Raw genomic sequence first — 13,978 nt, forward strand, 5'->3', positions numbered from 1 at the left:
TAATTTGACTACTTGATAGTTTATCCACGGCGTCTGCTGCTGCGTTCTGTTCTATTAGAAGAACCTCTCGAACCACTGCTGGCTTTACTGCGTGACCCTCTTTGCGAACTAGTAGCTCTTGTATTTCCTCTAGGGTTAGTATTTCTTGACGCCCTTTGGGTATTTCTGGAACTATTGGTTCTGGTCGCCCTTTGCGTATTCCTGGAACTAGTCCTATTGGTAGCTTTAGGCGCTCTGGAAGATCTGTTAACTGTCCGCGCTGTGGTATTTCTACTGGTGCGGTTCGGTCTGGATTCTACCCGACTACGAGAATTATCTCTTGAGGTTCTGGCAGATGGTTTATAGACTTCACTTCCTCTGGTCGTATTGGCTCTAGGCTGACGCACCGTTCTGTTGGACTGTGCAGCGTTACCACGATCATTGGTCATTCTAGAACTTCTAGAGGTACGTGCCACATTATTTCTGTTCGCCGTAAGATTATTGTTTCCGACACTGGTCCTGTTACTATTCGTACGAGTAGATCGAGTTGCATTCTCATTTCTGCTACTGGTAGCACGCCCCATTCGGTTGTTGCTACGTCCGGCATTGGACCTGGCACTGGTATTTCTACTGGCCAAAGCTGACCTATTACTCACACTACTTCTTCCACTGTTGTTTCGGGTAAGGCTTTGTCTACCTCTAGAGATGGCTCTGCGGTTATTTCTGACAGAGTTGTTCGCTGCAATAGCACGACCTCTTGAGTTACGACGACCTCTTTCAAAACTACGGTACTGTACCCTGTCATAGGGACGGTAGAAATTTCTGCGTCCTACAGATGTATAACATCCATTATAATAGGTAGGTCTATTCCAGTAAACTCGGTGGTAAGACCATGAATATCTAATCGGATTATAGAACTGTCGGTAAGGCGTAGTATAAACTACACAACGATTAAATACAGGTGGATTGTAGTACACATGCCATGGTCTGTACACATAAACCCTGTTAAAAGGGTTTATGTAACCTACACAGTAATCAATATATCCAGGAGATCTGTAAAAGACTCTCAAATCACCCAATCGGTGAACATAACCATTTCTATAATTGATATTTACGTTACCAATCTGGTTGACCCTACCATAAGCATCATAGTAGATAGGTACTTCTTCTACTTGAATAACAGCTCCATAGGTATCATATTGAACGTAAGGATCATAATCATAGCCCGTATTAAAGGATAACTGCACATTGGGCGTATTGATTGACACGCCAAAATCAGGTCCATTCTGTAGGTAGTTAAAGTCAAACTGCCCATCAGGGAATACGGCAAACTCAATTCCGCCTTCGGTAAAAATAAAATTCTTAGTATAACCGCGGAATCGTGTTTCTTCAGTTGGTGTCTCTGCATAACTGGTGCTTAGTCCAATCAAAAAGACAACCAGTAAGGTAGATAGCTTTTTCATAATTAAGGTATTTATGCAAGACATCATTGTCTAACACTAAATACGAATCAATCAGCGTGCCAAAACACGAAAACGTTTGAGTTTGGTTATAATTACTTTGTTCGAAGAGGTGTTACAACTAATTGTTATAAAGTATTTTAGATAGTTTTATTGAAGTAATTATTGAAGCTTAAATTTTAAGGACAAAAAGAATGAGTATACGTATTCTGTTTGTTTTTATAAGATCTCAGGTCGGACTTTAGTGGTAAATGGATTGGTTTTATCATCGACAACAGCTTTACTAAATAATAATACGATAGTTTTTATCTATAATATTCAAGACAAAGGCAGACAAAAGCTTATTAATTTTAAGGAAATAATAGACCCCACAAACTTTATTAAAATACGCATATGAACAGATCTTCAGAAACAGACGGAAATGTTTGGGATATCAATGATTCCGAAGCAGCAGCCAAATGCCCTTTTATGGGTGGACCTGCCAGCAATACAGCTGGTAAAGGCACGCGCAACAGAGACTGGTGGCCTAACAGCTTAAAATTAAATGTCTTACGTCAAAATGCACCTAAGTCCGACCCTATGGATCCGGATTTTGATTACGAGGCCGCTTTCCAACAATTAGATATGTCGGCGCTGCGAAAAGACCTAACCGATCTGATGACTGATTCACAAGATTGGTGGCCAGCAGATTATGGTCATTATGGTGGTTTGTTTATACGTATGGCCTGGCATAGTGCTGGTACTTATCGCGTAGGTGATGGAAGAGGAGGAGCCAGTATTGGTAATCAGCGATTTGCACCTTTAAACAGCTGGCCAGACAATGGTAACCTGGACAAGGCACGACTGCTTTTGTGGCCAATCAAAAAGAAATATGGTAAACATATCTCTTGGGCTGATTTAATGATATTGGCTGGGAATGTGGCCATTGAGTCCATGGGCTTCCCAAAATTAGGTTTTGCTGGAGGTAGAGTAGATGCTTTTGAACCAGAACAAGATATTTATTGGGGAAGTGAAACCGAATGGATGGGCAATGAGGCTAGATATAGTGATAGTGAGCTCGAGGGAATGTTGGGTGCTACCCACATGGGGTTGATTTACGTGAACCCTGAAGGTCCCAATGGCCATCCTGATCCGCTTGGTTCAGCCAAAAATATCAGAGAAACCTTCGGTAGAATGGCAATGAATGATTACGAAACCGTTGCTTTGGTTGCTGGAGGTCATACTTTTGGAAAAGCACATGGAGCTGCCGATGGGGATCAATATGTAGGTGCTGAACCAGCCGGTGCCACTATGGAAGAAATGAGCATGGGTTGGAAAAACACCTATGAATCTGGCCGTGGAGATCATACCATTACCAGCGGACTTGAAGGTGCATGGACGCCTCACCCCAACAAATGGGATCATGATTATTTCAGGGTGTTGTTGGATTATGAATGGGAATTAACCAAAAGTCCAGCTGGTGCACATCAGTGGAGACCGACGGATGCTTCCAATCCAGATAAGGCGCCGATGGCTGGAGACCCATCAAAAACACAAGATTTGATGATGTCCACCGCAGATATGGCACTAAAAAAGGACCCTAATTACCTTAAGATTTCCAAGCATTTTAGGGAAAACCCAGCGGAATTTGAAGACGCTTTCGCGAAAGCGTGGTTCAAACTTACCCACAGAGATTTAGGTCCGATTTCGAGATATTTGGGTGATGAGATTCCTGAAAAGCAGGAGTTATGGCAAGATCCGATACCTGAATTAGATCATGACTTGATCCATGAAAGTGAGATTGAAGACCTTAAGGAGAAAATTGCTGAGAGCGGGCTGAGTGTAGAAGAAATGGTAACTACTGCATGGGCAAGTGCTTCTACTTTCAGAGGATCGGACAAACGAGGTGGCGCCAATGGAAGTAGAATCCGTCTGGCACCACAAAGCCATTGGGAAGTCAATCACCCAGAACTATTACACCCAGTGCTGAATAAGCTCAAAGACATACAAAAAGAGTACAATGACTCCTTAGGCGGTAACAAAAAGGTGTCTATGGCAGATCTTATTGTCCTTGCCGGAAGCGTGGGGGTTGAGAAAGCAGCTGCCGATGCCGGACACCATATCAACGTACCTTTTACACCCGGAAGAATGGATGCCACCAAGGAAATGACCGATGTAGAGTCGTTTGGCTATTTAGAACCCAGAGCTGACGGATTTAGAAACTTTTTGGGTGACGAGCAAAAGGCCAAAGGAGAAGATTTGTTGGTGGACAAAGCCAACCTCCTCACCTTATCGGTACCAGAAATGACGGTTTTGGTAGGAGGGATGCGTGCAATGAATGCCAATTATGATGGTTCAGACTACGGAATCTTTACCGATCGACCTGGTCAATTGACCAATGACTTTTTTGTCAATATCACGGATCTGAGTACCGTTTGGAAGTCTAAATCTTCGGCAGAACTATTGTTTGAAGGGAAAGACAGAGCTACAGGCGCTCACAAATGGACAGGAACCCGTGCCGATCTGATTTTTGGATCTAATTCTGAATTGCGTGCGATCGCTGAAGTATATGCCAGCGATGATGCCCAGGAAAAATTTGTAAAGGACTTTGTTTCAGCATGGTCCAAAGTGATGCACCTGGACAGATTTGATTTGAAAGATCAATTTTAAGTCACACATAAACTGATAGAAGAGCCTCTGATCATCCTTCAGGGGCTTTTTTATGGCATATCCTTACCGCGGGAGGCAATGTAGATCTCAAACCATTGCTGCAGACTCATATCTACCTCAAAGGATTTGACAGCTGATCTGATGCGCTCGATTTTGCCTGTACCCAAAACCGGAATAATCTGGGATGGGTGCATCAATAACCATTGTAAGAGCAGCTGATCCAATGCCTCTATGCCAATTTGCTCCCCTAAGGCTTGAAGACTTTGATGAATGCGTTTTTCTTTTTCAGTAGAGGGGTTAAATAGTTTTCCTCCTGCCAATGGCGACCAGGCCATCGGTGGTATGTTCTTGCTGATGAGATAATCAATATTCTGGTTTTCAAAATGTTCCAGTTCCAAAGGCGATATCTCAATTTGATTGGTCACCACTGGTTCGTCGCATGCCGACTCCAGGGCTTGTACCTGCAACGGAAGAAAGTTGGACACCCCAAAATGCAATACTTTTCCGCTGGATTTAAGTTGGTCAAAAGCTTTGGCGACTTCTTCTGGCTGGAAAAAGGGTGAAGGTCTATGCAATAGCAATAAATCGATGCGATCGGTTTGTAGCTGTCTTAAGGAGTCTTCTGCTTGTTGAACAATATAGTCAGCACTATAATCATAATATTTGACTCGGCGATCAGGAAACTTATCGGTGGCCAGTTTGATTCCGCATTTGGTGACCAGCTGCATTTGGTCTCTTAGACTGGGTTGCAAGGCTAAAGCTTTGCCGAAAGCGGCTTCACAGGCATGATTGCCATAAATATCTGCGTGGTCAAAAGTGGTGATTCCAGCTTCCATTACCTCTTTTACATAAGATAAAAGCTCCTGGTCGGTCATTTTCCAATCCATCAACCTCCAAAGGCCCAACACCATTCTAGAGATGACAAGCTCTGGGGCCAGTGCAATTTTTTCCATGCTGTTCAATTTATAGCCTGCAAGATAGGGAGGAATTTAGAATGCAACATGGATCAGTGAATTTGATCGCTGACTGAAATGAAAATCAATCCAGTTCATTGTTTATACTCTTGATTGCTGAAAAAGAAAGATTACAGAGTTACATTTATCATATATAAAGCTGTATTTTTGCAGCGCATTTAAAAAAGACAAACAAGAATGGCTAGCAATAGAACATTTACAATGATCAAGCCTGATGCCGTAGAAGACGGACACACAGGTGCTATACTTGAAAAAATCACAGCCAGCGGTTTTAGAATCGTTGCTTTGAAAAAAACACAGATGACTGTGGCTGATGCCCAGGAGTTTTACGCCATCCACAGTGAGCGTCCGTTTTTTGGCGAATTGGTGGAATTCATGACCCGTGGACCAATTGTGGCGGCGGTATTGGAAAAAGAAAACGCTGTAGCCGACTTCCGTACGCTGATCGGCGCTACCAATCCTGCTGAGGCAGCCGATGGCACCATTAGAAAACTCTTTGCTAAAAGTGTTGGTGAAAATGCCGTACACGGTAGCGATAGCGATGAAAATGCCGCAATTGAAAGTTCGTTTCACTTTTCAGGACGTGAGATGTTCTAAATTCAATCGAACTAACTTACAACAAAAGCCCATCTGTGTTCAGGTGGGTTTTTTTATTTCTAGTTGAACTATTGAGTCAAAATGATGGCCATACGATCAAATTGCCGTCTAGAAAGCAATGTTCTATTGTCCAATTCGACCTGTCAAAGTTCTAAACTTATCGGTCTTCAGTGCTTATCTGGCAAGCTCAGACGGACAATTTATTTTTATTGATATGTTGGGTTGTTGGAATTGATTATTGTACCACCAAGGAATTCGTCCTGTGTTTACCAGATCTGCTTCAGCCATTTTCACAGTAATTTTTAAAGCAATCGAGTATATACTGCCATCCCTCTGGACTGTCCATCATCTTATGGTAATTTTCGTATCCTTTTCCGTGGTTTTCAAAGTTGGCGTGTTCCAAGTCCATTAAGCAATGCTCATCCACACTTGAAAATCGAATATGCACTACACTTGCCTGATCAGCATCAGGTACAGGTTCACGCTGCGGACTGATCTGCCAGGTAAAATGAATTGAGCTGGGGGTGTTAACTTCCAACACCCTACCCCAATCACATCTAAAGCCATGTGGGCCAATTTCAGTACAGAAACCATTGGTGACCGGGTCAATAAACATTTGCTGCAAGTGATGCTGGGACCAAGAATATTCCTTTGGCCACCAATCCATCATATTTCCAACGAATAGTTCAAATACTTGATCCTGGCTACGATCGATTTGAATTGATTTCTTAAGTTCCATAAATGTAACTATTTGGCGTGACCCAGCTCTCTGTGTCCCATAGCAGGGAATAGGGGAGCCATTGACTGAATAAAATTAAAGCTCCAACTTTCTTTAAAAATAAATCAAATCTTCGTTCACCTTTAGACGGTCTTCAATGGTTTTGATCTTTAGGTGCATTTTATTAAAAAATTGAGTGCGATCCCTTTCTCCAGCATTGATCAATAACTTTGAATTTTTCATTTGTTTTGCGAAAAATTTGTCCAGTCGCTCGCAAGTAGGGATATGTTCGACTTTAAGATAAGTCAACACAGTAAAAGGGCAGAAGAACAGCTTTTGATTTTTAGTTTTGATCATTACCGTATTGCTCATCGTCAATAAATCGCTTTTATACAAGAGGTATTGGGTTTGATTTTGAGTGCCAGTGATGCTCTGCTCAATACTTTGTCTTTCTACACGATGAATAATTTGTCTCAAATCCTCGCAGATGGTTAGGGCCATTTCCCTGCTCAACAATCCAGCTTCATAAAAGTAAAAAACCTGTTGTAAATTTCCATTGATGGTATTGTCATTCCAGAATTCTATGATATCAATATTGTTGTAAACATCACCCAGGGCTCTTGCACTTTCAAAGAGAGAAGTAGGGGCTTGCTCTGTAAACTCTTGAAAACTCATTTTGGACATCTTTCCATCATCGTCCAAAAATTTGAGCCAGACATAACATTTATACTTTGTCAAATGAGAATCGGATAAAGTGTAAAACAAGGGAATATCTTTGGCTGAATACGTGATGCTGGAACTGCTGAGTTTAGTTAAGGGCTGTAGTTGCTCAAGCGAATTCCTAAAATAGGCCTCAAGCCCGTCTACATCTTGAATAGGAGGGGAGACATCTGCCAAGATGGAGTTTTGCTCGCCTACCTCGTATAACTTATTCAACGAAAGTTTAAAATGTTTGGCCAGATGTACGCTTTCCTCCAAACTCAAAACAGTTTTGCCATTGACTCTTCGATAGGCGGCATCATAACTGATGTCCAACACGTGCGAGATCTCATCGATCACTGAAAGTGTAGGTGGAAGTATTTGACGTATTTTACCTATGAGTAGTTCTTGCATTTTTCAAAGATAAATCGATAATCGTAAAATCGATTTGTGATTTTCGCAAAAAACTGAAGTATAGTGTTGTGTGAAATACAAGACTTGTATTATTTGAAATAATAAGCAGGTGTTTAAGATGGGTCACCCGCCATCCAAGAATGCCTAGACCTTATCTACCAGTTTAAATCTGATAATTTTTGAGGTAATGATAGACCTTAGGCAGCGGTAGCCCCATCACATTATAGTAACAGCCTTCTAGTCGCTCAACGCTAGTATAACCCAGCCAATCCTGCACTCCGTAAGCACCAGCCTTATCAAAGGGTTTGTATTGTTGGATATAATATTGAATTTCATCAGAAGAAAGATCGCCAAAATAAACTCTGGTCATGTCGTGAATGGTCTCCTGATGTTTTGTGCTGGTAAAGCACACCGAAGTAAATACCTGGTGTTGCGCGCCACTCATCGTTGACAACATTTCGGCGGCATGCTCAGCAGATGTAGGTTTTTCCAGTGCTCGACCGTCCATCCACACTATGGTATCGCTAGTGATCAACAATTGATTTTCTCTCAAGTCATGAAAAGCATCGGCTTTTAATTTGGCCAGATAATCGGTGATCTCATGGCCTGTTAATTTGTGGCTATATAATTCCTCCACTGGTCTTGTTTCAATCCTGAATGTGAGATCTAAACCTTTCAGCAATTCCTGACGCCTGGGGGATTGAGACGCTAGAATAATTTCTATATTTTTAAATTTCTCTGCCAGCATCTATAAGTAATATTTGATTCTAAAAATTCCCATTGACAGAATACCCAAAAGCAATATCACTTTCAGCACCACTGATAAGATCTTAAAATCTCTTACCTGGGACGCACTCAATAGTTTGATCCCCACAAATAACAACGGACCAATAATTAGAAAAATAAAGTAATGGGTGGCCCACTGATTCTCGTACAAGAATTCATAGACAAAAAATGCCAGCAGAATAACGACCAGAAATGTAAAGACAGCGATCCACTGCGCAGCTCTGGTTCTCCCTAATACAATCGCAATGGTTGTTCGACCTCCTTTATTGTCCCCATTAACATCCTCACAATCTTTGACCCATTCCCTGATCAGGTTGATCAAAAAGGCCAATACGGCAAATTCCAGCAATCTGGCCAATAAAAATTGAAATAAGCCTTGGGTTTCAGGTGATATAACTGGGTAGAGCTCAAACACTCCAGTAATGACAACGACCAACCCCACCAATAAGGAAATCAAAATATTGCCAATCAACAACATTGCCTTCAGGCTACTCGCATACGTATAAAGCAGGAAAGCCACCACAATGAATACGCTAGCCAATACAGGTTTCCCCAAACTATTGGCCAAAACAAAACCTAAAACTACAGCCAGACTAGTGAATACAATGTACAATCCAAAAGCATGACGCTCGCTCATATGGCGTCCGACAATAATTTTTTCAGGTTTATTGACTTGATCAATCTCCACATCATAAATATCATTGATGATATTTCCACTGGCCGTCAGTAGGGCAGTAGATGCAATGAGCATAAAGAGTTGCCAGTCCGCTAAGCCTAATTGGATACCAGAAGGCACCAATAAACCATACACCACGACCAATTGTGTAAGAATGGTCATAAGCACATTGGGCCAGCGTATGATATTGAGATACTTCTTCATGCGTTTGTGATTCTTTTATATCGAGGGAAGCTTGTTCCCATCTTGTGGATTCCACTTGCCTTGCACTTTAAGTACTTGTTCGATGATATCCCTGACACAGCAATCACCTCCTTTACGGTGGGAAATATACTGGCTTACGGCCTTAATTTCGGGAATAGCATCCTGCGGGCAACAGCCCAAACCGGCATAGCGCAGGGCAGGTACGTCTGGCATATCATCGCCCATATAAACAATTTCCTCAGGTTTTAGATCATATTTGGTGACGTACTCCGTCAGTTGTACCATCTTGTCATGAGCATTGAGAAATACATCTGTAACACCCAACCCCATCAATCTTGATTTAACCCCATCGTTGCGTCCACCAGTGATGATACAAACCTTGTAGCCTTGGTGCAAAGCTGCTTTTATCGCATAGCCATCTTTTGCATTCATTGTACGTAGGAGTTCGCCACTCTCAGAAATGAGCAGGCGACCATCCGTCAGCACGCCATCCACATCAAAAATAAAAGTGCTGATGTCGTGCAGTAATTCTTTATAGCTTTTGGGCATGGGTTTCTTGTATGGATTGGGTAATAGTTTTGTACATAGGGTGGTCAGAAGGTGGTAATAATGCCAAATGGGCCAAGATGGTGGATTGATCTTGGCGCAGTGCCGGTCCAGTTTGTGCATTTTTGGCCCCTAAATTCAAGGCTTTTTGCAAAGTTTCTTCCATCAACGGTTGCAGGAGTCCGCTGGGAATCTCAGCCTCTTGTAAAATAGTTTCTGCTTTGGTGTAGCAATGATTGACAAAATTATTCACATAGACTGCAGCCAGGTGTAATTGACGTCGTTGAAGTGAATCCAGGTGGAATCGCTTTCGCGAAAGCGAACTGGCCACTCGTTCCAATATTTTCATGGTAGATGAATCACTGGCTTCTAAACATAGGGCCAATTGACTGAAATCCACCGAACGCTTTTTGCTAAAGCTCTGGGGTATATAAAAGACTCCATGATTTTCGTGATCGGAAAGCGCTTGCATAGCTACGCTACCACTGGTATGAGCAATTATACTGTTTTGATGACTTAAACTGCTTGATACAGCGGGAACCTGATCGTCAGGAACGCATAATAAAATAAGATCCGCGTCCGGTAGTTGATCCAGGTTTTTGATCAAAGGGGCAGATACGAACTCCAATGGACGACCAGATCGGTTGTAGTAACCTACTAATTCCACTTCGGACACATCAGCCTTTGAACTTTCCGGAATTCCAGAGGCGTCAAACGCCCTGCAAAGATGGGTTCCCAGATTACCGGTGCCTATGACAACTATCTTGATCATCGTGTAAAAATACACATTGAAGGCCGACTCACAAGCTATGGCTGTACGGCTTTTGTGAAGTATCTTTGCAACCTGTAAAAAAGACCTATGAAACAACGTATTGTTGACCTGCTTTTTGGTACGAGAACCATGGCGGTTTTATTACTGGTTTTTGCCGCCAGTATGGCTGCAGGAACTATTATCGAAGATAAATACGATACGCCCACATCGAAGATCTGGATCTACAATACTTGGTGGTTTTCCCTGTTGATGTTGTGGCTCATGCTGAATTTTATAGGCAATATCAAACGTTACCAACTGCTGCAATGGAAAAAATGGGCTACGCTTACCTTGCACCTTTCATGGATTCTAATCATTATTGGCGCAGGAATCACCAGATATATTTCGTTTGAAGGGATGATGTTGATCAGAGAAGGTCAAACCGAAAACAGCTTTTTAAGCGAAGAAACCTATTTCAGCGCTGTGATTCAGGGCGAAGACCCTAATGGCAGACCCATGCAGCGCAAGGTGAAAACACCAGTCCTGTTATCCCAATATGATTACGAACGAGACTTGAGCTTTGATTTTTACGATCAGCAAGTTGAAGTCACCGTGGATAGTTTAATCTTTGATGCAGTAGAAGGCCTGAAGCCTTCAGAAGGTGATCAAGCTGGTCGATATCTCAAAATCGTTGAAGCAGGCAGTGGTACCCGACATGATCACTTGATCAAAGATGGAGAAGAAGCCAGTATTCACAATGTACTATTTGGCGTCAATATCGATCCAGAAGTCGCTGCGCAAAAAGGATTGATCAATATTACTGAGAATTGGAATGGGTATACCATACAAACGCCTTATGAAGGGGAGTTTTTACGTATGGCCGACCAAATGAAAGGTGAGGTCACTAAGGACAGTATTCAACCCCTGCAATTGCGATCCCTATACACGCTGGCAGGAATGCAGTTTGTTATACCAGAACCTATTAAACAAGGTGAAGTAGGGATTGTCAAAAGTCCTGAACCCACAAAAGCCCAAGCACATGGAATCCTGGCCACCATACGCAGTGGAGGAGAAGAAAAACAAATCGAACTTCTGGGTGGAAAAGGGATTATTTCAGACTTTACCGATCTGGAAATAAATGGACTGAAAATTTACTTGAAGTATGGGTCTATTGCCAGAGAGTTGCCTTTTGATATCCGCTTGAACGACTTTATTGCCAAAAAATATCCTGGAACTGAGAAAGCCTATGCAGCCTTTGAAAGTAAAGTCACCGTGATTGATGACGGGCAAGAGAAGGACGAGCATATTTATATGAATCATGTTTTGGATAAAGAAGGATATCGTTTTTTTCAGGCAGGGTTTGATCCAGATGAGTTGGGTACGCACCTCTCTGTGAATCACGACTTTTGGGGAAAGACGGTTACCTATACCGGTTATTTCTTATTGTATCTCGGGCTCATGGCGCTTCTGTTTGACCCCAATACAAGATTCGGCGAACTTAAGCGCCTGATTGATCGTGTAGAAAGCCGTAAGGCCAAGCAAGTTGTTCTAAGTTTAGCCATATTTTTAAGTTGTAGCATAGGGATTGCTCAAGAGGAATTGTCAACCGATCACTCTGGCCATGATCATTCCCAGCAAGAGGCACACTCCACAGCCATCGACAATCGGGAGTCAGTGAGCACTAATCAAGATGCAGCAACCTTGGAACAGCCTGCAACTGATCCTGGTGAAATTGATTTTTCTACCCAAAAAATGCCACCGATTCCAAGAGCATTTGCGGACAGTATCATCGTTGCTAATATGGTACCACTCGCTCAGGCCGAACAATTTGGTAGAGTAGTCGTCCAGGATGAAGGAAGGATGAAACCCATGTCCACTTTGTCCAGCGAGATATTGAGAAGACTCTCTGAAAGGGATTATTATGAGGCTAAAGTAGGTGATAGCGTTGTTCAACTAACACCTGAACAAACCATAATTAGTATGATGCAGTTCAGGGACTTATGGTTTGATGTACCCCTTATAAAATTGAATTACAAGAATGATTCGCTTAAAACCATTTTGGGTGTCGATAAAAGCACCAAATATGCGAGAGGTATGGATTTTTGGAGGAGGGCAGACAGTACGTTGGGAAGCTATAAAATCAGCCCCTATCTGGATGAAGCCAACACAGCTGATGTCAAGACCAGTATTCAGCAAGGATTTATAGATATCAATTACAGTGTAGGTTTATTAGATCAAGTGATTTCTGGATCTATTTTCAAGATTTTCCCTAAGCCAGGAGCTGAGAATAATCGTTGGTTTTCCCCATTGGAATTTGAGGAAGCGAATTACGAGCGAGAGATGGATCGCAATTTCGTGAGAGATTTTATCCCAGCCTACAGTACCTTATTGATCAGAGGGAATGCCACAGATGATTATGTAAATGCTAATGCAGCGTTGAACAGCCTATTTGAATTTCAACGTAATTATGGAGCAGAGGTTATTCCTAGCAAAGAAAAAATAGAAGCAGAAATATTATACAACAAATACAATATATTTAAAAACCTGTTTAAATGGTACGACTGGTTTGGGGTGATCATGTTGATCCTCATCATAGTGGAAATCATACGTCCCATCAAGCAAATGAAATGGATCATCGTCTTTCATAAGTGGGTGATTGTAGGCTTGTTTCTCGTGCATACAGCGGCATTGATCATGCGGTGGTACCTCAGTGGACATGCACCCTGGTCTGATGCTTATGAATCCCTGATTTATGTAGCGTGGGCCACCATGGCTGTTGGATTGATGCTTGGACGAAAGAGCGAAATGACCATAGCGGCTACTGCTTTTGTGGTGTCTATCATTTTATGGGTAGCACAGTTAAATTGGTTGGATCCAGCCATCGGAAACCTACAGCCCGTATTGGATTCCTACTGGCTGATGATACATGTGGCGGTGATTGTGGGAAGTTATGGCCCCTTTGCCCTGGGTATGATCTTAGGTTTGGTGAGCTTTATTTTAATGATATTTTCCAACCGTTCCAATGCCAAAATTATGGATTTGAACATCAAGGAACTTACCTATATTAATGAAGTGGCTCTAACTATTGGTTTGATCATGTTGACCATTGGGAATTTCCTGGGCGGTATGTGGGCCAATGAATCTTGGGGGCGTTACTGGGGTTGGGATCCAAAAGAAACCTGGGCCCTGATCACCATATTTATTTATGCCTTTGTCTTACACTTGAGGTTGGTACCCGGACTGAAAGGTCGGTGGACTTTCAACTTATGGTCTATCCTCGCTTTTTATAGCGTTTTGATGACCTATTTTGGAGTCAATTTTTATTTATCAGGCCTACACAGCTATGCCAGCGGAGATCAGATCATCAGTTACAAATTCATAGGTATATCCTTATTGGTTATCGCTGCTCTGGCGATCACTGCATATTTTCGCGAAAAGCGAGTGTACTCCAGGCGTAAAATTAAATAAGATGCTGCTTTGCATCTATCAAAATAAAAAAAAGGCTGTCCAAAAAAGTTCCTGAAC

At 42.2% G+C, this 13,978-nt stretch carries 11 protein-coding genes; 3 read left to right on the plus strand and 8 right to left on the minus strand.

What is annotated here, in order from left to right:
* Positions 1–20 precede the first annotated feature (20 nt).
* On the minus strand, positions 21–1,442 hold the full coding sequence (locus tag EGM47_RS14320; protein ID WP_124981510.1) for a hypothetical protein: 1,422 nt from the start codon (positions 1,440–1,442) through the stop codon (positions 21–23).
* 390 nt (positions 1,443–1,832) lie between these two features.
* Here EGM47_RS14320 and katG point away from each other — a divergent pair, with 390 nt between their 5' ends.
* A complete protein-coding gene (gene katG, locus EGM47_RS14325) occupies positions 1,833–4,088 on the plus strand; it encodes a catalase/peroxidase HPI (protein ID WP_124981511.1) in 2,256 nt (751 codons plus the stop codon).
* Positions 4,089–4,138: 50 nt separating this feature from the next.
* On the opposite strand, the gene EGM47_RS14330 is transcribed toward katG, so the two are convergent.
* Positions 4,139–5,041, minus strand: coding sequence for an aldo/keto reductase (locus EGM47_RS14330; RefSeq protein WP_124981512.1), 903 nt, complete (start codon positions 5,039–5,041; stop codon positions 4,139–4,141).
* Positions 5,042–5,239: 198 nt separating this feature from the next.
* Here EGM47_RS14330 and EGM47_RS14335 point away from each other — a divergent pair, with 198 nt between their 5' ends.
* Complete coding sequence (locus tag EGM47_RS14335) at positions 5,240–5,659, plus strand: nucleoside-diphosphate kinase (RefSeq protein ID WP_124981513.1); 420 nt, start codon at positions 5,240–5,242, stop codon at positions 5,657–5,659.
* 280 nt (positions 5,660–5,939) lie between these two features.
* Here the strand turns inward: EGM47_RS14335 and EGM47_RS14340 are convergent, their stop codons facing one another.
* The 6 genes from EGM47_RS14340 to EGM47_RS14365 all read right to left on the minus strand — a co-directional run bounded on the left by EGM47_RS14340 (position 5,940) and on the right by EGM47_RS14365 (position 10,474).
* Complete coding sequence (locus tag EGM47_RS14340; protein WP_124981514.1) at positions 5,940–6,398, minus strand: SRPBCC domain-containing protein; 459 nt, start codon at positions 6,396–6,398, stop codon at positions 5,940–5,942.
* Positions 6,399–6,491: 93 nt separating this feature from the next.
* The gene (locus EGM47_RS14345) at positions 6,492–7,490 is read right to left on the minus strand and encodes a helix-turn-helix domain-containing protein (RefSeq protein ID WP_124981515.1); all 999 of its coding nucleotides are present in this window, start codon (positions 7,488–7,490) and stop codon (positions 6,492–6,494) included.
* Between the two features lie 163 nt (positions 7,491–7,653).
* Complete coding sequence (locus tag EGM47_RS14350; protein ID WP_124981516.1) at positions 7,654–8,238, minus strand: Maf family nucleotide pyrophosphatase; 585 nt, start codon at positions 8,236–8,238, stop codon at positions 7,654–7,656.
* Complete coding sequence (locus tag EGM47_RS14355; protein WP_124981517.1) at positions 8,239–9,156, minus strand: geranylgeranylglycerol-phosphate geranylgeranyltransferase; 918 nt, start codon at positions 9,154–9,156, stop codon at positions 8,239–8,241.
* Between the two features lie 15 nt (positions 9,157–9,171).
* Positions 9,172–9,705: a KdsC family phosphatase gene (locus tag EGM47_RS14360; protein ID WP_124981518.1), complete on the minus strand. Its 534-nt coding sequence runs from the start codon at positions 9,703–9,705 to the stop codon at positions 9,172–9,174.
* Positions 9,689–10,474, minus strand: coding sequence for a Rossmann-like and DUF2520 domain-containing protein (locus EGM47_RS14365; protein ID WP_124981519.1), 786 nt, complete (start codon positions 10,472–10,474; stop codon positions 9,689–9,691). Before EGM47_RS14365 ends, EGM47_RS14360 begins: the two co-directional genes overlap by 17 nt.
* Before the next feature lie 87 nt (positions 10,475–10,561).
* On the opposite strand from EGM47_RS14365, the gene ccsA reads away from it, so the two are divergent.
* Positions 10,562–13,921 carry a cytochrome c biogenesis protein gene (gene ccsA / locus EGM47_RS14370; RefSeq protein WP_124981520.1) on the plus strand — a complete coding sequence of 1,120 codons (3,360 nt, stop codon included), beginning with the start codon at positions 10,562–10,564 and terminating at the stop codon, positions 13,919–13,921.
* Positions 13,922–13,978 lie beyond the last annotated feature (57 nt).

The organism is Nonlabens xiamenensis (assembly GCF_003865345.1).
In the GTDB taxonomy this organism is placed as follows: Bacteria; Bacteroidota; Bacteroidia; order Flavobacteriales; family Flavobacteriaceae; genus Nonlabens; species Nonlabens xiamenensis.

Coding starts and splice junctions, on each gene's coding strand:
- EGM47_RS14355 (WP_124981517.1), bottom strand. CDS start 9,156: ATGAAGAAGTATCTCAATATCATACGCTGGCCCAATGTGCTTATGACC.
- EGM47_RS14350 (WP_124981516.1), bottom strand. CDS start 8,238: ATGCTGGCAGAGAAATTTAAAAATATAGAAATTATTCTAGCGTCTCAA.
- EGM47_RS14335 (WP_124981513.1), top strand. CDS start 5,240: ATGGCTAGCAATAGAACATTTACAATGATCAAGCCTGATGCCGTAGAA.
- EGM47_RS14320 (WP_124981510.1), bottom strand. CDS start 1,442: ATGAAAAAGCTATCTACCTTACTGGTTGTCTTTTTGATTGGACTAAGC.
- EGM47_RS14340 (WP_124981514.1), bottom strand. CDS start 6,398: ATGGAACTTAAGAAATCAATTCAAATCGATCGTAGCCAGGATCAAGTA.
- EGM47_RS14330 (WP_124981512.1), bottom strand. CDS start 5,041: ATGGAAAAAATTGCACTGGCCCCAGAGCTTGTCATCTCTAGAATGGTG.
- EGM47_RS14360 (WP_124981518.1), bottom strand. CDS start 9,705: ATGCCCAAAAGCTATAAAGAATTACTGCACGACATCAGCACTTTTATT.
- EGM47_RS14345 (WP_124981515.1), bottom strand. CDS start 7,490: ATGCAAGAACTACTCATAGGTAAAATACGTCAAATACTTCCACCTACA.
- ccsA (WP_124981520.1), top strand. CDS start 10,562: ATGAAACAACGTATTGTTGACCTGCTTTTTGGTACGAGAACCATGGCG.
- katG (WP_124981511.1), top strand. CDS start 1,833: ATGAACAGATCTTCAGAAACAGACGGAAATGTTTGGGATATCAATGAT.
- EGM47_RS14365 (WP_124981519.1), bottom strand. CDS start 10,474: ATGATCAAGATAGTTGTCATAGGCACCGGTAATCTGGGAACCCATCTT.